Raw genomic sequence first — 24,251 nt, 5'->3', positions numbered from 1 at the left:
TTTGCTGCTATCCTTTTTCTATCAAAGAATAGACGGGTATCTTACGAGTGAAAACGAGAAAGATAGGTTATCAGGTGTTTCGACTGAAAGGAGAAAATTATGCCAAAAGGTATTTCAGTTTTTGTAGGAATGAATTATTCACTTGAAGAAAACATGGAGTTTATAAAAAAAGCTAAAAAATATGGCTTTAGTAGTATATTTACTTCGCTTCATATTCCAGAGGCAAATTATGAAAAAGCTATTGAACAATTTAAAGAAATAACCGAATTAAGTAAGACTCTAAATATGAATATTATTGCAGATATATCTCCTAGAGCCTTTAGCTATTTAGGTGCAGATATGAATGACTTAAAAGCACTAAAGGATTTAGGTATATATGGTGTTAGAGTGGATTTTGGATTTACTCCGGAACAAATTGCAAACTTTACAAAAAATCCGTATGGCTTAAAAATTGAGATAAATGCCAGTACAGTTACAGAAAGATTTTTAAAAGAGCTTGAAAGCTTTAATCCGGATTATAATACTCTTCAAGCTTGTCATAACTACTATCCAAGGATAAACACAGGAATCTCGATGGAAACTTTTAAAAAGAAAAATACCATGCTTAAAAAATATAATATGATTATTTCTGCTTTTGTACCTTCTTTAGTTAATAAAAGAGGTCCAGTTTTTGAAGGACTTCCGACGCTTGAAATTCATAGGTTTCAAGAGCCTTTAGTATCTGCTAAGCATTTATATGCACTAGGGATTGACTCGGTATTTTTTGGCGACAGCATACCAACAGATGAAGAATTAAAAGATGTTGGCAGTATTCCTGAAGATATAATTGAATTTAGGATAGAAACATTTAAACCAGGTGTAGTAGAACAAGGTATTATTTTTAATGCTTGCCATGAAAATAGACCTGATTCAGCAGAAGATGTTATAAGATCAACTAATTCAAGAGTTGCACTAAAAAAAGAGGATATTATAAGCCCATATAATAATATAGAAAGAAAAAAAGGGTTCATAACAATAGATAACAAGTATTACCTAAGATATTGCGGTGAACTGCAAATTTGCAAAAAGTATTTGCCTGCAGATGGAAGAGTTAATGTTGTTGGAAGGATTGTTGATGAAGAATTATTTTTGCTTGAATATATTGAAGATGAGACAAAGTTTAGATTTAAAATATATAAATAACATGTTTGAAATAAATTTTAGTCAACAATTGAAAATTATGAAAAAATGTTTTATAATATAATATATAATCTGCTAGGAGGTGAATGCTGCATAATAATTTTGCAGTAGAAACAATATGAAAATAGAAAAACTTGAAAAACTTGTTACAGAGGGCAGAAACCCGAGAACAATGAACATTGATAGTGTTAGTACTTTAGAAATGATAGAAATGATAAACGAGGAAGATAAGAAGGTTGCAGAAGCTGTTGGTGAAGCTAAGGAAAGCATAGCTAAAGCTGTGGATATAATTGCAGATAGATTATCTAAAGGCGGAAGACTTATTTATACGGGAGCAGGAACAAGCGGCAGGCTTGGAATACTTGATGCGTCAGAGTGTCCTCCAACTTATGGTGTTTCATTTGATCTAGTTCAAGGGTTAATAGCAGGAGGTCATACAGCTATATTTAAGGCTGTTGAAGGAGCAGAAGATAACAAAGAGCTAGGGAAAACTGATTTAATTGAAAAAAACCTAACAGATAAAGATGTTGTCTGCGGAATTGCTGCATCAGGCAGAACTCCTTATGTTATTGGAGGAATGGAATACGCGAAAGAGGTTGGAGCAGCAGCTATATGCGTTACAATGAATCCTGAAAGTGAAATGGCTAAGGTTGCTGATGTTCCAATAGCAGTTGTTGTAGGCCCAGAGGTTATTATGGGTTCAACAAGAATGAAGTCTGGAACTGCACAAAAGCTAGTTCTTAATATGTTAACTACAGGAACTATGATTAAGCTTGGAAAAGTGTACAGTAATCTTATGATAGATGTTCAATCTACAAATGAAAAGCTTGTTGCTAGAGCAAAGAGAATAACGATGATGGCAACAGGTGAAATTGAAGAAAATGTTGTTAAGATTCTAAATGAAACAAACTTTGATGTTAAGCTAAGCGTTGTTATGATTAAAACTGGATTAGATAAAGAAAGTGCAAGAAAGCTTTTAGATAAAAATAAAGGATATGTGCAAAAAGCCATAGAAGCATCAAAATAAAATTGCGATTACATCGCAATTTTATTAAGTTACTGCATATTTATCAATTAAGGTGATGAATATGGATGCAATGGCAAGTTTAATAGACAATGTGGGGTTTCCAATAGCTGTATCTATTTATCTATTAGTGAGGATAGAAAGTAAACTTTAGAGCCATACAAGCAGCATTAATAATCTATCTGGCGTCATTAATACACTGAAAAAGCTAAGATGAAGCTTTACTTATGAGAAATTTCAAAAAACTGCATGAAAAACTGGATAATTTTATAAAAATGAAGGGTTCATTAATAAGTTACTCTTATTTAACAAATTCTTAATATGTTGATGTTATTATAATATTAAGAAGTTAGATCCCCCTTAGAGATAATTTCTAAACTGTGGTTGATGCTAGGAGCGTTCTAGCATCTTTTTTTTATGTAAAAAAATGTATTGTTAAATTTTAGATTTTTATTGATTTAATTTATTGAATAATGATATAATTAGCACAAATGCAAACGGTTGCATATAAATATATTTGTGCAAACGGTTGCTCAAATATATCCATAGGGGGGAATATAATGAAAAAACTAAATCAAAAGTTCAGCTTGGTATTGACCTTCTTGTTTTTATTCAGCTTGATGCCTAACTTTAATCACTTGGTTAAAGCTGAAGAGGTACAGATGCCGGCAGCCGATATGATGGCTGTATTAACAGGTAATTTCGTTAAGGACCAAGGCTTAGGCAATGATTGGGATACTAAAAACCAGGGTACACTAATGAAAGAGTACAGTAAGGGGATATACGAGCTCACTGTGGAGTTTAAGGTCGCTAAAAGTTATGAGTATAAAGCAACTTTTAACGGACAGTGGGATAATCCTAAGGCTTTAGGTAATAATGGGGAAAATAAAAAGATAGATATTAAACAGCCTGGAAAGGTTATTTTTAGGGTTGATTACTTAGCAGGAAAGGTATATGACTCAATTAATGATGCGGCTCAATTTAAAAATTCAGCTACTATTACAGGAATTTTGGACAAGGTATCGGTCAATGGTAAAAATTGGGATACAGCTGATTCAAACTTTGATATTGATTATATTGGTGGAGGCTTTTATAAGAAGGTATTCCACTTAAACGCAGGTGAGCTTGAGTATAAGGTGGCTTTTAATCATGGATGGAACAATGGAGAAGTTGGAGATAATGGTTCAAATGTTAAAACTACAGTTCCACAAGGTGGAGCTGATGTTACTTTTTTAGCGAATCCAATACTTGGTTTCGCTACAGATTCTATTCATAATTCTAATATTCTAAGCACAGTATCACTAATTGGCACAGTAAGACAAGGACAAAATGAATGGGATGCAGCAGCTAAAGGATATGAGTTTTCTTATCTAGATTCTCAAGGCAAATATATATATAATAAGTTTTTGCCAGCAGGTAGTTACACATATAAAGCTGTAGTAAATTATAGCTGGGATGAAAGCTATGGTGGAGAAGATGGTAAAAAAGATGATTATGGCAATAAGGTTTTAACTATACCAGAAGGTGGAAAGCACGTTGTTTTTGTTGCTGATAAAGTAAATAAAAAGGTAATTGATTCAATAAACAATCCTAGCGATGTTTCTGTAGCTTTAGGTCTTGTGACTCCAGAAGTTGTAGTTAAAAGTCCAGTAATTAATTCAGATGGTACAGTTACTTTTAATTACAAAGACAAGGATGCGACTTCAGTTTCTCTAAGAGGGGATATGAATGGTTGGGGGCAAACTCCAATGACAAAGGATGCTAAGACTGATATTTGGTCTGTTACTCTTAGATTAGGAGATGCTGCGAAGAGTATAGGATATAAGTTTTTCTTAAATAATGATAATGATCATGGTTGGATTAAAGACCCACTTAATACCAAAGTTACAGGGGATAACTCATTACTAGAACTACAAACATACTCAGGCAGAAAAGTAGTTCTAGCAGGAACGATACAATCTGTTGTAGGAGAAGGTACATGGGTTCCAGGCTCAGATAAAACAAAATTGATCTATGATGGAAATGCAAAGTACCATATAACCATACCAAATGTACCAGCAGGAAACTATGAGTATAAGATTGCTATGGGGTCCTGGGATCCAGAAAACTATGGTGCTAATGGTAAGGAACATGGGGATAATATGAAGTTATATGTTCCATCAAAGCAGGATGTTACCTTCTGGTATTCGGATGATAGTCACTATACAGCTAACTCTATAGAATATAAAAAATTAGATGTTGAACTAAAAGGAACAGGAATTTCTGAAGGAACAAAATTAACAGATGCTTCATTAACAAATATATACAATGCAAAAGTTAAGCTTAGTAAAGGTTCCTATAGTGATATTAAAGCAGTTGTAGATGGAAAAGAGTACAGCTTTGGAACCATTAATATAACAGAAGACTCAAAGGATGTAACCTTCAGCTATGCTCCAGCTATTCAAATGGTGTTTAGTGATGCGGCTAGCCAAAAAATATCCTTGAGTGATTTATATTTTGACTCAAGAAGTGAAGAATTTAAGACGCCTTATGGAGCAATAACTACCGATTCAAATGTAACCTTTAACATAAAGGCTAAAAAGGATGATTTAACTGTTGCAAAATTAGTTCTTATAACTAATAAAGGCACAAAGATAATAGATATGAGCAAAAACGGAAGCTTTGCTGATGGAGCTGACAAATGGACTGTAAGTTATAAATTTAATGAAATAGGAATGAATAAGTACTATTTCTTAGTTTCAAATGGTTCAGATGTAAAGGCTTATAGCGACGATGACGGCTATTTTGGAGCTGGAACAGCCAGTGATATAAGCAATGTTAAGCTTTATGACTTAAATGTTTATGATAAGAACTTTAAAACTCCGGATTGGATGAAAAATGCTGTTATATATCAAATATTCCCGGATAGATTCTTTAATGGGGATAACAGCAATGATTATGCACAGAAGCTTGCAAGAGGCAGTGTAGCTTATGAAAATCCAACAAACTGGTATATGCCTCCTGAAGATCCAACTATAGAATTTAAAACAGTTAAAGATAAGGACGGAAATGCTGTAGTTGTAAAGGATAGTAATGGTAAGCCTGTTTTAGACCCTAACTATAAAGGCTTTGTAGGCGATGGCGAGTGGAGCAATGATATGTATGGCGGAGATATCAAAGGAGTACAAGCCAAGCTTGACTATCTACAAGCTCTAGGTATTAATGTACTGTACTTTAATCCAGTTTCCTCATCTATATCAAATCATAGATATGATACTACTGATTATAGAAGTCTTGACCCTCTGCTGGGACATATGGACGACTTTGTAAATCTTTCTAAAGAAGCTCACAAGAGAGGAATGCACGTAATTCTTGATGGTGTATTTAACCATGTATCAGATGACTCTATATACTTTGACAGATATGGAAAATATATGGAGAAAGGAAAACCAATAGGAGCATATCAATATTGGTCAAAAGTATATGATTTAATGAATGCTCAAAATTTAAATCAGCAGGATGCAGAAAAGAAAGTTACTGCAGATTTATCAGCACAAGGTATTACTGATTTACACTATAAGGATTGGTTTGTTATAAATAATAAGATAGTAGATAAAGATAAGGATGGAAACCCAATTCCAAAGCGTTATGACTATGAAGGCTGGTGGGGATATGATTCAATGCCAGTTATACAGGCTTTAAACGGGTCTGAATATCAAGTTAAGTCCTGGGCTGATGAAATAATAGATGGTCCTGATGCTAACTCAAGATATTGGTTAAAGCAGGGTTCTGATGGATGGAGACTTGACGTTGCAAATGAAGTTTCAGATGAAACTTGGAATCATTTTAGAACTGCTGTTAAAGAAGAAGGAGACAATGCTATTATCGGTGAAATATGGGATGATGCATCAAAGTATCTTCTAGGAGATATGTATGATTCTGTAATGAACTATAGATTTAGAAATGCTATATTATACTTTGTAAAAGGCACTCAGGATGACAATAAGACAACTACTGATGCTGTTTGGGCAATGAACGAGTTGGAAAAAATGAGAGAGCAGTATCCAAAGGAAGCTTTTGAGGTTATGATGAATCTTGTTGATTCTCACGATACCCAAAGAGTTATTTCTGCATTTGACGGATATAAAAAGGATACTAAGGCTGTTGCAAATACTCCTAAAGAAGAAGCCTATGCTGAAATGAAGCTAATACCCTTAATCCAAATGACTTATCCGGGTGCACCAACTATTTACTATGGTGATGAGGCTGGTATACCAGGAGCAGACGACCCAGATAACAGAAGAGGTATGATATGGGGCAAGGGAAATCAAGACTTAGTTGAATGGTATGCTAAGCTTGCTAACATAAGAAATGCATATCCTGTATTAAGAACTGGAGATATTGTACCAGTTACTGTTTCAGGGGATGATGCTAAGGATGTAATGTCATACTTAAGAAATGATAAAAATAATCATGCGTTAGTTGTAGTTAGCAGAAAAGCTCAATACACTAATGGCTTACAGCTTGATGCAGGCTCAATTCCAAATGGAACTGTATTAACAAATGCTTTAAATCCATCAGAGAAATATACGGTTGAGGCTGGAAAAGTAACTGTGGATGTTCCAAAACAATCAGGATTAATTTTAGTTGCAAGCTACAAGGCAGTAACAGTAAATACTTCAGCACTAAAAGATGCCTATGACCAAAGCTACATAGTTAAGGATAAGGTTAGAGCAACAGGAGTAACTATTGATAAAAACTCCTTAGAAATAACTGTTGAGGCGTCAGCTAATCTTAAAGCTGTTGTTGCTCCGGAAAATACAACTTTAAAGGATGTAATCTGGAGTTCAAGTAACAGCGGCATTGCAAAGATTGATGCTAGTGGAAAAGTTACAGCCGTTTCAGAAGGTAAGGCAGATATTACTGTAACTACCTTAGACGGAGGTTTCACAGCTAAGTGTTCTGTAACTGTTAAGGCTGCTCCAGTAGATAATGGCGGAAATACAGGAAACAATGGTAATAACAATAATGGTGGAAACTCTGGGAACAATAACGGTAATACAGGGAACAACAATAATAATGGAAACAACAACGGAAATACAAATAATAATTCCGGGGCTATCGTCAAAAATGATGCTTCAAAGGTTGTAGAAGCTGTAAAAAATGCTGCAAGCAAGTCTGCAATAGTTGTAGATGCATCAGAAAACAAGAAAGTTGACAAATCTGTATTTGAAGCTATAAAAGGAACTGACAAGTCAATAACCTTTACAGCAGGAAATTCAGTATGGACTTTCAATGGAAAAGATATAAATAAGGATATTAAGGACATTGACTTGACAGTTAAGGTTGAAACCTTAGATAATTCTACATCTCCTAACAAAGATGCAATTAAAGAAAAGGTTAAAAATGAAGATGTGCTTATCCTGTCCTTTGCTGAAAACGGAGTTCTTCCGGGAGAAGCTAAGGTAAAGATTAAACTAGATGCTGCATGGCTTGAAGGAAAAGATAAGAACAATCTTTATGTTTATTACTATAATCCAAGTACTAAAAAAGCTGAAATTGTGGCTAAGAAGCTTACTGTAGACAAAGATGGCTATATAGAATTTGAAATAACTCATAATAGTGATTACTTTGTAGCAGATAAGGATTTAGTTTCAGCTGGAATACTTCCAAAGACAGGATCGATGATTGATACAACTACACTAGTAACTGCTGGACTTATAACAACCTTCATTGGAGTTCTTATAGTAGCAGCAGGAAGAAGAAAAAGAGAATCAGAAGCATAATAAAAATGGAGGCAATTGCCTCCATTTTTTAATAGGTTCTAAGGGGAAACTTAGATTAACCTTTGACAGCACCAGATGTGAGACCAGCAACTATTCTCTTTTGGAATAGTAAAACTAAAATTATAAGAGGTATTGTTACAATTACAGTAGCAGCTGCTGTTTCGCCCCAAGGAATTGTATACTGCCCTTGGAACATTGTAATTGCAACAGGGACTGTTTTTCTAATATCTTTAGTATTTATTGTCAGCGCAAACAGGAATTCATTCCAAGCTGCTATAAATACGAGTATAGCTGTAGTAAAGGTACCAGGTGCGGCTAGTGGAACTATTATCCGTGCAAAAGTCTGCATAGGCGATGCACCATCTATTCTTGCTGCTTCCTCTAAGCTAAAGGGTATTTCTTTAAAGAAAGTAGTTAGGTTCCATATAGCCAAAGGAAGAGCGAAGGTTGTATAAGGAATAATTAAGCCTATATACGTATCTCTAAGTCCCATAGCTTTCATAAACATATATATCGGAGAAATAGTTGAAATTTGAGGGAACATGGATACTGCTAGAACTAATCCTAGAATAATACTTTTTCCTTTAAATTTAAGCCTTGCAATAGCATAAGCTGCAAAGGAAGCAAATACAATAGCAACTATTGTAGTCAAAGAAGAAATTACAAAACTGTTCCATAAAAACTTACCAAAGGGTCTTGCCGTGAAAACTAACTTATAGGATTCTAAGGTAGAATGCTTTGGCCAGAACCTAGTGAAGCTTCCAAAAATCTCATCGGGTTTCTTAATAGAAGTTATAAATTCCCAATAGAACGGGAAGATTATTATAATTAAGAAAATTACTATAAAAACATAGAATCTAATAGTTTTAAAGTTAATTTTATTTTTATTCATCTTTTCTCCTCCCATTCTAGTTTTCATTTGACATTACATCAGCGCCAAGTATTTTAACATAACCTATACTTATGAATGCAACGCATATAAATAGTACAACTGATAGGGTAGAACCCTTACCAAATTCCATTTGAGCAAACATTGTTTTATAAGCATAGGAGGTTATCGTTTCTGTACTGTTTCCTCCACCTGTCAATACATAAACCAAGTCAAATATTCTAAAGGCATCCAGTGTTCTAAATAGCAATGCAACAAGCATAGTTGGTTTTAAAAGAGGAAGAGTCACCCTGAAGAATTGCTGAAGTTTTGTAGCACCATCAACATCTGCAGCTTCGTATAAGGTTGAATCAATGGTTTGAAGTCCTGCAAGAAGGAGCAGTGCCATGTAAGGAGTTGTTTTCCAAACATCTGCAAATACAACAGAGAACTTTGCACCAAAGTTACTAGTTAATAAGACTCCTGGATTTGATATAATATGAAGTTTTGCTAATATATATGAAATGATACCGAATTGTCCATCGTATATGAATTTCCACATTAAAGCAGATACAACAGTAGGAATAGCCCATGGAATAAGTACTGAGGCTCTCACTATACCTCTGCCTTTAAAGCTTCTGTTTATTATCAAAGCAACCATTAGTCCAAGAACAAGTTCTATAAATACGGATATAATTGTGAACTTAAAGGTGTAGCCTGTAGCTTCCCAGAACCTGCTGTCTTTTCCGAAGTAAATGTAATTATCTAAACCTACAAAGTTAGGGCTTATAATTGAGTCTCTAACTTCCTGCATAAGACCAGTACCTTTATCTAAAGAAGGTTTGGCGTCCTCATTTACAGTTAGTGTAGGTAGTGTTTTTAAAAGTGAATTATATTTGTCTAAGACTTTTTCTGCTGTAGCTTTATCGATTTGAGCAAATTTTATTTTATCATCTTCAATAGGCTTAAAGTTATCTACATAACTTCTTGCTGTCTTTTCTTTTGCAGCAACTTCGCTTTGACTAAAAATAGTTTTATTAAGGTCCTCTATGTCAGTAACTGCACTTAAGAGCTTTTCTTTAGAATCTCCTGTAGAATCATTTGCTGCTCTTTTAAGGTTTCCCTTAACAAGGTCAAAATTATTTAAATATCTTTCTAAGTCGAATTGATAGCTTAAGTGAGTAGCATTTTTAGTTGGATGATTTAATCTTAAGTCAAATAGACTAAGATAAAATGAACGTGCAACAGGATAGAGAGCAATAACAAATATTATTAGCATTGCTGGAGCTATCATAAGGTAGCCAAGTCTTGTCTCGCTTGAAGTACGCTTGTACTTTTTATGTTTAGTTTTTGGTGAAATTTTAGTTTTAACTTCCATCCTCTATTTTCCCCCTTTCAGTTTGAACCCCATAAACTCATTATGTTGTAAGAGCCATTAAGATTTTACTTAATGGCTCTTATTAGTTTACTATTTAGCTGCTGTAACAGCTTCCTTCATCTTTGTATCCATATTCTTAATTGTTGTATCAACATCTTGGCTTCCTGCTAAGTATTTGGATATTTCAACTTGCATGATATCAGAAAGTTTTGGATATATTGGTGAAACTGGTCTTGATACTGCTGCTGAAAGACCAGCAACGAAATCTTTGTTTCCGAATAATGGGTTCTTTTGTACTTCTGAATCATTGTATACAGATAATAATGTTGGAGCACTTCCGCCTTTAACAGCAGTAATCTTTTGTCCGTCTGCTCCGGTCATGAATTTTAAGAATTCCCAAGCTTCATTTGGATGCTTGCTGTACTTATTAATCATTGTTACCCAACCGCCAAGAGCTGCAGCGGATGCAACGCTTCCTTTTGGAAGTGGAGCAACACCAACTTTATCAACTACTTTTGATTTAGAAGCGTCTTGAGATTCTGCCCATTGATATGGCCAGTTTCTTAAGAAAGCAGCTTTACCTTCTATAAATGCTGTATCTGATTCTGGTTCAGTAAATGTAGTGACATTGTTTGGTACAAAGTCTGATTTAACAATTGATTTCATAACTTCTAGACCTTTTTTAGTTTCAGGTGAGTTTATAGTTATATTTCCGTCTCCGTCAACTACTTTTCCGCCATAAGCAGATATAAATTCTGTAGCATTACATACTAAACCTTCGTATTGTTTAGCTTGCATTATATATGAATATCCTGAACCTGTGTTGCCTTTTAATGATTTAGCTTGTGCTATAAGATCATCCCAAGTTGCTGGAACATTAGTTACTAAATCTTTTCTATAGAATAATAATCCTGCATCAATGAATTTTGGCATACCCCAAAGCTGTCCTTTAAAAGTTAATGCTTGAACTGGGCCTTTCATATAATCCTTCATGTTGATTCCGTCTTTTTCAACGAACTTGTCAAGCGGAAGTGCATATCCAGCTTGGGCGAATTCTGCAGGCCAAATAACGTCTGCATCAAATACGTCATAATCAGTTCCTTTACCATTAAATACAGTTACATATTGATCATGCTGCTTGCCGCTATCTGAAGGCATTTCTGCAAAAGTAACCTCAATTTTACCTTTGTGAGCTTCGTTAAACTGCTTAACTATTTCGTTTGTTGCTCCTGTAGTATCCTGACCTCTTGCATAAACTAGCTTTACAACTTCACCTGTTTTTGTATCATTAGCTCCGCCAGATGGTGTAGTTGTAGTAGGAGCTGGTTTGCTGCAGCCTGTAGCTACAGCTGATAACATAACTGTTGTCATTAAAATTGATAATAATTTTTTACCCTTCATGGTATACCCCCCTTTTAATACGGATAACGTTTGCATAGGTTTTGCTTTAATAGTAGTATTCTAGAAAAATAGATAGAATACTACTATTCGGAAACGTTTCCAAACCTTATGTAATTATTATAGCATTGTAAAAAAATAGAATCAATAATAAATTTACAGCACAAAACGACATAATTTTTACAATATTCATTCACAATACTATATATAGATAAGCAATACATAAACTTAGTTAATACAGTGGGAAAATAGAGAGTTTTCATCACTTTTTCATGCTGTACTAACTTATAGTTGAAGCTGTTCATCTATAATATATGCTTATTGTAAAATTATAGATTTTATGCATTGATAAAAAATTACAATTATGATATCATCAAAATGAAACGTTTCCAGAGTATTTTGGAATTGTAATACTAATATCTTATATTATTCAGTGTTTTAGATGAAAGGAAGAATCATGAGAAATATAAGCCTTAAAGACGTGGCTAAGCTTGCGGGAGTTGGTCTTGGGACTGCGTCTAGAGTTTTAAATAATAATCCTTCAGTTACAGAGGAGACAAGAAATCTTGTATTAAATGCTATGAAAGAGCTTAACTATCAGCCTAATGCTATAGCTAGAAGTCTAAAGATGAAATCTACTATGACTGTGGGAATTTTAATTCCTGATATATCAAGTGCCTTCTATCCGGAGATTGTTAGAGGGATTGAGGATGTTGCTAATATATATCAGTATAATATTATACTTTGTAATACCGATTTGGATTATGAAAAGGAAAAAATAGCACTAAATATGTTTTATGAGAAGAAAGTTGATGGAGTGTTGTTTATAAGTAATACTATATGTAAAGATACAATGAAAAAGTTTGAGGAAATGAATATACCAGTAGTACTTATAGCTACAAAGGATGAAAATAATATACTTTCAAGTGTTACTATAGATAATGAGCAAGCTTCCTACGACGCTGTAAGCTATCTTTGCAAATTAGGTCATAAAAAAATTGCTATGATTGCAGGGAAATTTGATGATCCTAACTCTGGGACACCAAGAATAATGGGCTACAAAAGAGCACTTATAAATAACAATATTGAAGTTGATGAAAAACTAATTTATGAAGGTAATTATGGCTATAAGTCGGGCTATAAAAATATGAAAAGTATTTTAAATGGTGGACAAGAGCCTACTGCTGTATTTTGTGCTTCAGATTTGATGGCTGTTGGAGCTTCAAAAGCAATTTTGGAATCAGGACTTAAAATACCTGAGGATATTTCTGTTATGGGTTTTGATGGGGTAGAGGCTGCAGAATTTTTTTATCCTTCCATATCGACAGTAAGGCAGCCAAGGTATGAAATGGGAGCTGTTGCCATGAGGCTTCTCACAAAGTTTATGAATAAGGAAGATGTAGAAGAAAAAAATATGGTCGTGAGTTATAAGCTTGTTGAAAATGAATCTTGCAGAAGGCTTGAATAGAGCCTTTTAATAAATTTTTGAATTAAATTAGTATCTTTAATAGCCTGTTAGTTATGGTTGAAAGGAGATTTTTGTTGTGAGAAATGATGTTATTAATTTTTGGAGTATTGTTGAAAAAAATTTTATTATAGAGAACAATTATGTAAGTGAAAGCCTGTTTGCAGCAGGAAATGGCTATATAGGAATGAGGGGTAATTTTGAGGAAGGCTATAAAGGGCCCAAGGGAACTGGACTTGAAGGAACTTATATAAATGCTTTTTATGAAAGTGAGACTATTAAGTATCCTGAAACAGCCTATGGGTTTGCAGATAAAAGTCAAACAATGCTTAACATAACTGATGGTAAGATAGTTAAACTTTATATAGAAGATGAAGAGTTTGATATGCTTAAGGGACAACTATTAGATTACGAAAGAAGTTTAAATTTTAAAGAAGGTATATTAAAAAGAAATTTAATATGGCGTTCTGAAAAGGGTAAAGAAGTTAGAATTGACATAGAAAGACTAATATCCTTTAAACATAAGCATTTGGCAGCCATAAATTATAAAATTACTCCTTTAAATTTTGATGGAATGATTAAAGTGGTTTCTTGTATTGATGGAAACGTATCAAATCTAACTGCAGAAAATGATCCAAGAGTAGGTTCAGGTTTTACAGGAAGGGTGCTTTCATTAGAAGAGGCAAAGGTATGTGATACTAGAGGGTTACTTGTTCAAAAGACACATAACACTAAATTTGCTGTAGCATGTGTAATGGAAAATGAAATACTAACTGAAAATGAATATACTATAAAAAATAATAAAGATGAATTAAGTGTTTCAGTTTGTTTTAATATAAGAGCTGAGAAAGATAGTATGATTACGTTAAATAAGTATATTGCCTACACTACTTCAAAGCATATGGAAGAAAGCGCTATGATAAAGCTGGCTGTTTCAGAAGCAGCTAATGGTAAAGAAACTGGTTTTAATAAGCTAAAAAAGGAACAGATAGATTTTTTGAATGACTTTTGGTATAAAACTGACATTGAAATAAAAGGTGATGACCTTCTTCAGCAGGGGATTAGATTTAATATGTTTCATCTTCTGCAGTCTGTAGGAAGAGACGGCAAGACTAATATTGGGGCTAAAGGTTTAAGTGGAGAGGGTTATGAAGGTCATTACTTCTGGGATACAGAAATATACATGCTTCCATTCTTTCTATATAATAATCCTGACATCAGCCGAAAGCTTTTAGAATATAGATACAGCATTTTACCCAATGCTAGAGAAAGAGCTAGAATAATGTCTCATAAAAAAGGTGCTCTTTACCCTTGGAGAACTATAGATGGTGATGAGTGTTCAGCTTATTTTCCAGCAGGAACAGCACAGTACCATATAAATGCTGATATTGCTTTTGCAATAAAAAGGTATATGGAAGCAACAGAAGATAAAGATTTTTTATTAAATTATGGAGCAGAAATACTTTTTGAAACAGCCAGGCTTTGGGCAGACTTAGGAGAGTTTATAGAAAACAAGGGAAATAAATTCTGTATAAATGATGTAACCGGACCGGATGAATATACAGCTATTGTTAATAATAATTGCTACACAAATCTAATGGCTAAAGAAAATTTAGAATATGCATATAAAACAGCAGTATGGATGAAAGAAAACGCGAAGGAAGCTTATGAAGAGCTTATAAATAAAATAGGGTTTATAGAAGACGAACTTCAATTTTGGAAAAAAGCTTCTGATAATATGTATATACCGTATAATGAAGAACTGGGCATTTATCTTCAAGATGACAGTTTCCTATATAAGACTCCATGGGATTTTGAAAATACTCCAAAGGAAAATTATCCTTTGCTTCTTCATTATCACCCTTTAGTTATTTATAGGCACCAGGTATGCAAACAGGCTGATTTAGTATTAGCTGAATTTCTGCTTAACCATAAATTTGATATTGAGCAAAAGAGAAGAGATTATGATTTCTATGAAAAAGTAACTACCCATGACTCTTCTTTATCCACCTGTATCTTCAGCATAATGGCAAGTGAGGTGGGATACCATGATAAGGCTTATAAGTATTTTATGGAAACAGCAACCATGGATCTAACAGATTCTCATAGAAATACAAAGGATGGAATTCACGCTGCAAATATGGCTGGAGCCGGAATGTGTCTTGTGAATGGCTTTGCAGGAATGAGAGTATATGAAGATACTATAAGCTTTAATCCATACATCCCAAAAGAATGGCAGGAATATAAATTTAAGGTGACTTATAGAGGAAGGCTTATTGAAATAAAGGTGAATAAGGATGGAACAAGCTACAGGATGCTTGAAGGCGAGAGCTTGGAGATAGTTCATAGGGGAGAAAAGAAGATAATTAGCAACGAAGAATTAAGGATGAAGAATTAAGGATGAATAAAAGGTACTTTAGACAGCGGCTAAAGTACCTTTTTTATACTAAATGAAATTATAATAGATATTCTAAAGAAGTATTTTTAACATAGTTTTGCAGTACCTCATTATTTCTCAGTTCTTTCCTTTATATAAAAGATAGCTTATTAATATGGATAAGGCTAATATTGCTGTTGTAGCTATGCTGTAGTTTTTTAAAAATTCAAGTTTGTTTGGGAGAAGCTGAAATTTATTTAGCATATCATGAGCAGCTGATGTATTCGGATTAGAGGCTATCTTGTTCTTAAGAATATGAAGAAATGCTAAATAGCATAATGAAAATCCTACTCCGCAGCTAAAACGTATCTTTTGATTTTTAATGAATATTATAGTCAAAATTATTAAGTAATACATAGCCACTAGTAACAGAAATAAAATTGAAGCTTCCATTCCAAGGATATTATTTGAAACATCTGATGATTGAGCTATATTGCCTCCGTTAATAAGGAAGGCTGATAAGTAAAGCAAACCATAAAACAAATAGGAAATTCCAATAAGTATAATATATTCTATGAGAAATAATATGAAACCAGCTAAATATAAATTTATAAACTTAAATTTCTTTGATACAGGAAGTAATCCAATTATGTCGCTGTTGTAACTTGTAAAACCGCCTATTATAAGTGCTGTAAATGAAGCCATTAATATAAAAATCATAGACTGATCCACAGTAAAAAGATAAATACTGCTGATAGCTAAGATTGATATTGCAAAGGCTTTATCTAGATTTGTATATTTTTGAGCAGCGAATACATTGCTGTTACCGCTTCCAAAAGGAGGAGCTCCATTTTGAAGGAGAAGTTTTTGCATGTTATATATTTTAGTCAACATGAATATACCTCCTGTACCTTAATACAAATTCTTTATAATTCTTCTTTAGGCTCTTTACTAAAATAAATATCAGTAAAATTGCTGCAAGAAAACTTACTGAAAAGTATATATTTTTACCAAGTGAACTTCTTAAAAAAAGAGTCATTACAACAAAGTTAATAAGTACCAAGTAAATAATCATTAAAAATGTAAATATATTCGAATTACCTTTAGTCTTTGGAGTATTGCTATTTATTCTATTTACAAGAGTAATAATAAGCAAAATAAGTGAACAAAGAAATAATAAATAGTAAGCTGTATTGGTAATAAGATTTGTGTGAATAACCATTCCATCTTCATAAACAGCAGTTCCTTGTCCTCCAATTAAGACATAAACGTATTTGCTCAATGAGACTATAGCTGTAAATATAGCCGACATAGACAGTATCATTTTTATATAGGTCTTATAAATCTGCTCTCTGGAAAATGGCATAGTCAAAACTTGATTTAAACCTTCTATTCCACCGGAAAATAAGCTGTTTATGTTTAAATACCTCATTGAATAGCTGATAATTCTATACATGTAGAAACAAATTCCTAAAGGGCTTGCAAATCCAAGAAAACCACTGAAAATAATTATTCCGATGATATCATATTTGAAATATTTTTTGTTGACTTGAAGCCAGTATTTATCTGTAACTGTCATTTCAATCCACCTCTGTAAATCATAATATCTTCAACACTAGGCTTAGTTACTTTTGCATTTGGAATAAGTGACAGCTTACTTTTATCTGATATAATTCCTTCATAGCCAAAGGAGGATTCTTTAAGTCCTATAAATAAGGATTTTATTTCATCTGTCATATTTTTCTTATCTACATGCACTAAAGCGTGACTTTCCAGCATTTCATCCTTTGCTTGTGTAAACAGAATTTTACCACTATCTATCAATGTTATATAGTCAGCTATTTTGTCCAAGTCAGAGGTAATATGAGTTGAAAAAAATATAGTCTTTTCTTCGTCTTGAATTATGTCATATAAAAGGTCTAATACCTCAGCTCTTGCAACAGGATCAAGCCCTGCAGTAGGCTCGTCTAAGATGAGTAGATCTGGTTTTTGCGAAAGAGTCATAATAATTGAAAATTTCATCTGCATACCCTTTGAATAATGCTTAAGTTTTTTATCAGGATCTAATTCAAATTTATTCATAAGCTTGTTAAAGTAAGTTTGGTCAAAATTAGGATAAAAAGGTGCTAAAGTATTCATTATGGTTTTAGCTTTTAAAGCTTGTGAATAAATAAGACTGTCAAATACTACTCCAAGTCGTGACTTTATTTCTTCTTCATTACCATCCATAGTTTTACCAAAAAATAATACTTTTCCTTTTGACTTTGGAAGTAAATCTAGGATTGTCTTTATGAAAGTGGTTTTACCTGAGCCGTTTTTTCCGATAAAACCTGTAATAGTACCTTTTTCAAGTGACAAATTAGCATCTATAAGAGAAAAATTGCCCACATTCGAATATAAGTTTTTGACTTCTAAAGCATAATCAGTCATCATTTATCCACCTCATACATTTCATCTAACATATTTTTAAACTCTTCCTTTGATATACCACAGGTTTTTGAGAATACCACTATTTCCTCAAGACGCTCCTTAAGCATATTCATATTAATTTCCTTAATTTTGTCTACATTAATATCTGATACAAAGCAGCCTCTTCCATGTAAAGTTGTAATTACACCTTCGTGCTCCAGCTCTTCATAAGCACGCCTTACAGTTATTAAGCTTACTTTTAAATCCTTGGCCATTAGGCGCATTGATGGCAGCGCTTCTCCAGGCTTTAGATCGCCAGTTAAAACTAGTTCTTTTATTTGGTTTTGTATTTGCTCATAAATTGGCACTTGAGAGAAGAAGGATACTACAATATTCAAAATAGAGTCACCTCCGTTATACTGTGATTATAGTATATACACAGTATAATGTCAAGGAAAATTTTACATATGCCACAAATGTAGTTAAGTTAAAATAATGATAAAATAATTATATAAATTTACAAACCTTTTTATTTACGATGCTACTAATATTATAGAAACAGTTTTAAAGCAGGTGAAAAAATGAATTTAGAAGCTTATGCAAAGAAAATATTTGGTTTTGCTCTGACCAAGACTAATAATGTTCAGGACGCAGAAGATTTGTCCCAAGAGATACTTATATCTCTTTACAATTCATCAGAGAAGATAAATAAAGTAGATAATGTTGATGCTTATGTTTATAAGATTTGTCTTTATACTTGGTCGAATTTTTATCGCAGACAAAGAAGACATTGGAATAACATAAATATTGATATTCTATTAGACTTGAGGGATAAAGACGAAATAGATGACCTTATAGAAGAAGAGGAAAGGCAGAATCTTATACTTATGCTTCGCAAGGAATTAGCTTATATGAGCAAGGTTTATAGAGAAATACTTATAAAGTTTTATTTTGAAAAGAAATCAATTAAAGAAATAAGTAAAGAATTATATACACCTCAAGGAACTGTGAAGTGGTATTTGTATGAAGCAAAACGTAAATTAAGGGAGGATATTAAGTTGAAAAATAGTATGGAAAGCTACCGTCCAATAAAAATGTCAGTTGGTCACTGTGGGAACCCAGGAAAAAATAATGAGCCTAATTCTTATTTCAGCAGCTTGTTGTATCAAAATATCGCTTATGTGGCTTACAAAGAGCCGATGACTATAGAAGAGATATCAAGAAAACTTGAGGTTGGAGCAGCCTTTGTTGAAGAGGCTTTAGAGAACTTAGAGTATTCTGACCTTATAAAAAAGACAGGAAACAAGTATCAGACAGCATTTTTTATATATGAGCCAAAGGATAGTATTCCTTTGCTAGATATGATGATAGAAAAGTCGGAGCAAGTAGCCCTTCCTATTTATGAAGCATTGTATGGTATGCTTGAAAAGATTAAAAGTGTAGGATTTTTAGGCAGCAATATTGATGAAAATGTTTTAATGTGGACATTATATCCATGCTGTATTCAATTACTTTTGGAAAAGGTTGAAGACTATAAAGAACTAAGTAACACCGTTCCACCTGAACATAAGGATGGAGGAAAATATATAGCAAATGGAAGTGTTCAAGTGAGAGAGGAGCTTAGATATAAAGGCGGCAAATATTCTCAAATTTATTCTAGATATTCATGTGAAGGTCTTAAAACAAGAGAAGCTGATTCTAATTTACATTCTTATCAAATAGACTCGTATTTTGAGGGTCTCAAATGGAGAGAATTTAATGCCTCTGATTTAGATAAGCTTTGGAGGATTTCAGAAATAGTAAGAAACAATATTAAGCCTAATGAATTTGAAAAAATTATTATAGCTGAATATGTTCAGCTTGGTTATTTATCAGTAGATAATGAGAAGGTAAGTTTTAACTTCCCTATAATGACAAAAGAGGAAAAGGAGGAAGTATTTAAAACTATAGATAATGAGTTTGAGAGGCTAAATAGTAAAACTCTGCTTAAATGTCTAGCGAATAGCTGTTACAAGCTTTGGAAGGGTAGAACTCCATCAACCATACCTGACAATGATGTTAGATACAGAGCGTTGAATGATGTAAGCAATATTATAATAGGCTGTATGGAATATATAGAGCGTATAGGAAAGCTGCGCACTCCCAAAGAAGAAGAAAAGGGTGCTCTATCAACCATCGTATGGAAGGAATAAAAATGGGGGATTAAATTTATGATAAAAAAGATATTTCAGTTTTGTAAGGTTACAATAGTTTCAGCCCCAATATATTTTATTGTAAATGTAGGTTTTGTATTGTTAATGGCTTTATCCTGGTTTGCGGCTAATTATTCAAGCAGATTGCTTGTAAACTCAATAATAACTGCACAAAGTACTCACAAATTCAGCTTCTATGTAGTGTTTCCATCGATTTTATTTTTCTTGGGGATAACACTTGGGGGCAATTATTTTAATTTTCAGGATATGCTTGTATCAATATATACTAGAAAGTCAAGGAAGTTTTTCGGAACAAAGTTTCTATACAAAAGTTATAAAACTAGGCAGGATAAGTTTTATGATAACAATTTTTATAATGACTATGAATTTGTAAAAAACAATATAGGGGCTGCTTCGGATATAACTGTATCCATATTTAATAATCTTATAATGTCTATATTTAGTGCAATTCTATCCTCTATTGCCATAGCCGTGTTTGATCTATATATTTTAATAGGGATTATAATCCTTGCTCTTGGTATTACATTTTTGAACAAATACTTAGTAAGAAAGAAAATTGAACTAAATAAAAGCTATGTAAAAGATGAAAGAAAAGCAGCCTATTTTAAAGAATTGCTATCTGAAAGAAAACATACTCGTGAGCTTAGAATATTTAAACTTAGGGAGCTCTTCTTAAGAAAATGGGAGGAAAGCTATAGAACATATTCTAAGGCTAAATTTTGTTTTGAAATAAAAGCTGAACTTCTAAGCAGTATAGTAGGACTTTTGCAGATAATAATGGAAAAGGGCATTACAATATATTTTGTGTACATGGTGTTCAATGGAAGTATTAATGCGGGAGACTGTGTGTTCTTAATAACCCTTGTCGCTTCCTTAAGCCGCGGCATAGGAAATATTGCTGATATATTAAGCAGTGAAATTAATGAAAAATATCAATACGCAGACAAGTATTATGATTTTGTAAATAACCTTAGTACAGATAAGCTAATAAGTGGCGAATATAAGGAAAATAATCTTTGCTACGGTGATTTTAAGGAGCTTAGGCTTACAAACGTAAGCTATAAATATCCTCATAGTACAGAAGCTAGTCTGAAAAATATAAACTTCTCTTTAAGAAAAGGTGAAGTTGTGAGCATACTAGGCTATAATGGCAGCGGAAAAAGCACTTTGTCAAAGGTAATTTGTGGGCTATTGGAGGATTATACAGGGGATATAAGCCTTAATGGAAAAGAATTTTCGAAACTAGATAATGAGGAAATATATAAATATTTTGGCATAGCTTTTCAGGATTTTTCAAAATACAGCATAAGCTTAAAAGAAAATATAGCTGTGGGTATGGTTGAAGGCATTGAGAATGACGATGAAGTAAGCAAAGCAATAAAAAAAGGAAATCTAAACGCACTAATTGAAAAACTTCCAAATAAAGAGGGTACTATTTTAGGTAAAGAATATGACAAAGAAGGACAGGACTTAAGCGGCGGGCAGTGGCAGCGAATTATCTTATCCAGAGCATATATGGGAGAGCCTGAAATTTTAATACTGGATGAACCTACTGCTTCAATAGATCCTATAGAAGAAATGCGTATGCTGAATCAATTTAAAGAAATTATTAAAGGTAAGACCGCCATTCTAATATCTCATCGTATAGGTTTTGCAAGGCTATGTAGCAGAATATGCATAATGGAAAGTGGACGATTAGTTGAAGAAGGTTCTCATGAAGAACTAATTAAGCTTAAGGGCAGATACTATGAACTTTTTACTTCTCAAAAGCAATTATATGAAGAAGAGGTGAGTTAGATGAGATACATGTTAGACAATCTTTTAGAAACAAATAAATATATATTTAAGTGCTGTCCTGAAAGATATGCTGTCTATATTTTTCTAAATATATTATCAGTTGTACAAACAGTTGTTATCATTAAAGCTTCTGAATTTACATGTAATGCGGTTTATAGACTTTTCACAAGAACTTCTTATGGAATTAATAAAGAAGTAAATATAATAGTTTTATATAGCATAGCTTTAATTTTATTATATATTATTTCAGTATTGAGAAAGCTTCTTTTAAGCAGCATTAATCTTAAAATATCCTTTAATTTCGAGAACGATTTAAATTCAAAGCTAAGTAAAGTTCTATGGGATTACTACGAACAGCATGAAACCTATTTAAAAATTCACGAAGTAAAAACAAAAGCTTTAGCCTCAATGCTTACCTTAATGGAAAGCAGCATGTTTTATATAACTACTTTTATATCTATATTTGTTTATGGATTCTTTCTTTCTCAAATAAATATTTTGGCGGTAGCAGTTTATTTTATATTAGTTTTAATATCAATTGAAATATCAGATAGAGTGTTTGATGAGGTGAAAGATATATGGGACAAGATACAGCCTCATAGTTTAAAGCAAAAGTATTTCTTTGGAATAAGTGGAGATAAGATAGGACATCAGGAATATAAATTCAATAGATTATTTTCTTTTGTAAGCAATAGATGGGAGCATTACTTTGATGAAGAATACAAGCTTAGGCTTAAAATATTTAAAAGATATGAAATTACTCTTCAAACCGCGAGAATTATTTTAAATACACCATATATGCTTATGATGATATATGTTTCCTATGAAATTGTTATTGGTAAACATGAAATAGGTTTTCTAATGCTATGCCAAACTATGTTCAATAATATCGTTAATACTTTCGGAGGTATACAACAGTATATAAATAGGGATAAAGTAGAAGCTAAATTTGTAAGAAGTTTTTTTGATATACTTCAGCTTAAAGAAGAACAAAAAATATCCTGCGTGAGGACAGTAAAAGGTTGCATTAATTTTGAGGATATTTCATATTCTTATCCACAATCTAAAACTAAAGCATTAGATGCATTTAATTTTAAAATAAGGCAAGGTGAGAAAATAGCAATTGTCGGTCATAATGGAAGCGGCAAAACTACATTTACTAATTTATTAATGGCTCTTACTGATAATTTCGAAGGAAATATTCAGCTTGGAAAGAACAGTAATAATAATGAGATTTCTCATCTCAGAAACAGTGTTTCTTGTATTTTGCAGGATTTTTCTCAATATCAGATGACAATAAGAGAAAATATAGAGGCAGGAAATAGCGACTATAATTTTAGCGATGGAGAAATAATTGAGCTTCTTCAAAAAGTTGGGCTTAATGAATACGTACTATCACTTCCTTATGGAATATATACAAAGCTTGGACAGCTTGATGATGGTATAGATTTATCCAAAGGTCAGTGGCAGAGACTTGCTATAGCTAGGCTTTTGGCAAATGATAAGGCTTCAATATGGATTTTGGATGAGCCTACAGCATATCTTGATCCTATTTCAGAGATCGAGACATATAATTTGATATATGAGCTTGCAGGCGATAGAACAGTACTTTTTATATCTCATCGTTTGGGTTTTGCAAAAAAGGCAGACAGGATTGTTGTTTTTGAAAATGGAGTAATTGTTGAAGAAGGAATTCATAGCGAGCTAATAACATTAAATGGACGATATGCTGAGATGTATAGAAATCAACAAGAATGGTATGCAGCGTGAGTGGAATGAAGAATTAAAGGGAGCTGTTTTGTGACAGCTCCCTTTATCTTGATTCTATATTGTATATTATGCTTCGGCCTAACATTCGCCTCCGCCATTTGGGTTATATACATCAAAAAAGTCACCAAACACGCCTTTTCTGTGAATAACCTTAACGCCCTGAAAAACGAAGCTTATATCTTTTTCTGCTACAAACTTAATTCCATCAACTTCTAATGCATCGTCATTTTCGTTTTGTTCATCCAGAACAACTCCAAAGGTTGGGCCTCCTCAGCCAAAGCCTTTGATAGCAAGTCTAACTGCATCTTTGTTTCTCTTTTCTAAGTTTTCAAGCAATGCTTCTTTTGTACTGCTGTCTATAGTAATATCCATAAAAAAACTCCTTTCAAATAAAAGTCACAAATTCAGCTACCCTATAGGGGTATATTGTAATAATGTTATTATATTACCCTACTTTTATTATGTCAAATATTTTGAGAATAAGAACAAGCAATTTAAGTAAAAATTTTTTTGAATTTTATTCATATTTTACATATATTTATTCATATTTTAGCAGCTTTGAATGAATTTGTTTCATAATGGAGAAGATAAAATGAGTATTTGCAAAG

15 protein-coding genes and 1 pseudogene are annotated in these 24,251 nt (G+C 32.9%); 9 read left to right on the top strand and 7 right to left on the bottom strand.

The window, feature by feature from the left end:
• Nucleotides 1–99 precede the first annotated feature (99 nt).
• From JK636_RS16530 to JK636_RS16515, 4 genes and pseudogenes are all read left to right on the top strand, one after another.
• The gene (locus JK636_RS16530; protein WP_202750102.1) at nucleotides 100–1,182 is read left to right on the top strand and encodes a DUF871 domain-containing protein; all 1,083 of its coding nucleotides are present in this window, start codon (nucleotides 100–102) and stop codon (nucleotides 1,180–1,182) included.
• 115 nt (nucleotides 1,183–1,297) lie between these two features.
• Nucleotides 1,298–2,206: an N-acetylmuramic acid 6-phosphate etherase gene (gene murQ, locus JK636_RS16525; RefSeq protein ID WP_202750101.1), complete on the top strand. Its 909-nt coding sequence runs from the start codon at nucleotides 1,298–1,300 to the stop codon at nucleotides 2,204–2,206.
• Between the two features lie 61 nt (nucleotides 2,207–2,267).
• Nucleotides 2,268–2,354 (top strand): annotated as a pseudogene (locus tag JK636_RS16520) (YvrJ family protein); the annotation flags it as partial.
• A gap of 409 nt (nucleotides 2,355–2,763) precedes the next feature.
• Nucleotides 2,764–7,968 (top strand): alpha-amylase family glycosyl hydrolase, encoded by a 5,205-nt coding sequence (locus JK636_RS16515; RefSeq protein ID WP_202750099.1) that lies wholly within the window; start codon nucleotides 2,764–2,766, stop codon nucleotides 7,966–7,968.
• Between the two features lie 55 nt (nucleotides 7,969–8,023).
• Here the strand turns inward: JK636_RS16515 and JK636_RS16510 are convergent, their stop codons facing one another.
• From JK636_RS16510 to JK636_RS16500, 3 genes are all read right to left on the bottom strand, one after another.
• Nucleotides 8,024–8,860 (bottom strand): carbohydrate ABC transporter permease, encoded by an 837-nt coding sequence (locus tag JK636_RS16510; protein WP_202750098.1) that lies wholly within the window; start codon nucleotides 8,858–8,860, stop codon nucleotides 8,024–8,026.
• Between the two features lie 16 nt (nucleotides 8,861–8,876).
• Entirely contained in the window at nucleotides 8,877–10,214 is a 1,338-nt protein-coding gene (locus JK636_RS16505; RefSeq protein WP_202750097.1) for a carbohydrate ABC transporter permease, read from the bottom strand.
• Between the two features lie 90 nt (nucleotides 10,215–10,304).
• A complete protein-coding gene (locus JK636_RS16500; protein ID WP_202750096.1) occupies nucleotides 10,305–11,615 on the bottom strand; it encodes an ABC transporter substrate-binding protein in 1,311 nt (436 codons plus the stop codon).
• 454 nt (nucleotides 11,616–12,069) lie between these two features.
• Between JK636_RS16500 and JK636_RS16495 the strand changes: the two genes are divergently transcribed.
• Nucleotides 12,070–13,080, top strand: coding sequence for a LacI family DNA-binding transcriptional regulator (locus tag JK636_RS16495; RefSeq protein ID WP_243428255.1), 1,011 nt, complete (start codon nucleotides 12,070–12,072; stop codon nucleotides 13,078–13,080).
• Nucleotides 13,081–13,156: 76 nt separating this feature from the next.
• On the top strand, nucleotides 13,157–15,475 hold the full coding sequence (locus tag JK636_RS24050) for a glycoside hydrolase family 65 protein (protein ID WP_338025791.1): 2,319 nt from the start codon (nucleotides 13,157–13,159) through the stop codon (nucleotides 15,473–15,475).
• Nucleotides 15,476–15,592: 117 nt separating this feature from the next.
• On the opposite strand, the gene JK636_RS16485 is transcribed toward JK636_RS24050, so the two are convergent.
• From JK636_RS16485 to JK636_RS16470, 4 genes are read right to left on the bottom strand one after another with little or no spacing between them, the layout of a single operon-like run.
• A complete protein-coding gene (locus tag JK636_RS16485; protein WP_202750094.1) occupies nucleotides 15,593–16,348 on the bottom strand; it encodes a hypothetical protein in 756 nt (251 codons plus the stop codon).
• Complete coding sequence (locus tag JK636_RS16480; protein WP_202750093.1) at nucleotides 16,338–17,033, bottom strand: hypothetical protein; 696 nt, start codon at nucleotides 17,031–17,033, stop codon at nucleotides 16,338–16,340. The genes JK636_RS16485 and JK636_RS16480 overlap by 11 nt, the downstream gene beginning before the upstream one ends.
• The gene (locus JK636_RS16475; protein ID WP_202750092.1) at nucleotides 17,030–17,884 is read right to left on the bottom strand and encodes an ABC transporter ATP-binding protein; all 855 of its coding nucleotides are present in this window, start codon (nucleotides 17,882–17,884) and stop codon (nucleotides 17,030–17,032) included. The genes JK636_RS16480 and JK636_RS16475 overlap by 4 nt, the downstream gene beginning before the upstream one ends.
• Nucleotides 17,884–18,261 carry a GntR family transcriptional regulator gene (locus tag JK636_RS16470; RefSeq protein WP_202750091.1) on the bottom strand — a complete coding sequence of 126 codons (378 nt, stop codon included), beginning with the start codon at nucleotides 18,259–18,261 and terminating at the stop codon, nucleotides 17,884–17,886. Before JK636_RS16470 ends, JK636_RS16475 begins: the two co-directional genes overlap by 1 nt.
• A 183-nt stretch (nucleotides 18,262–18,444) precedes the next feature.
• Here JK636_RS16470 and JK636_RS16465 point away from each other — a divergent pair, with 183 nt between their 5' ends.
• From JK636_RS16465 to JK636_RS16455, 3 genes are read left to right on the top strand one after another with little or no spacing between them, the layout of a single operon-like run.
• Complete coding sequence (locus JK636_RS16465; protein ID WP_202750090.1) at nucleotides 18,445–20,055, top strand: RNA polymerase sigma factor; 1,611 nt, start codon at nucleotides 18,445–18,447, stop codon at nucleotides 20,053–20,055.
• Nucleotides 20,056–20,073: 18 nt separating this feature from the next.
• Complete coding sequence (locus tag JK636_RS16460) at nucleotides 20,074–21,873, top strand: ATP-binding cassette domain-containing protein (protein ID WP_202750089.1); 1,800 nt, start codon at nucleotides 20,074–20,076, stop codon at nucleotides 21,871–21,873.
• Nucleotides 21,874–23,643, top strand: coding sequence for an ATP-binding cassette domain-containing protein (locus tag JK636_RS16455; RefSeq protein ID WP_202750088.1), 1,770 nt, complete (start codon nucleotides 21,874–21,876; stop codon nucleotides 23,641–23,643).
• Nucleotides 23,644–24,251: the final 608 nt, after the last annotated feature.

Source organism: Clostridium rhizosphaerae (genome assembly GCF_016765585.1).
Lineage (GTDB): Bacteria > Bacillota > Clostridia > Clostridiales > Clostridiaceae > Clostridium_AT > Clostridium_AT rhizosphaerae.
This window is presented reverse-complemented; position numbering and strand designations above follow the sequence as displayed.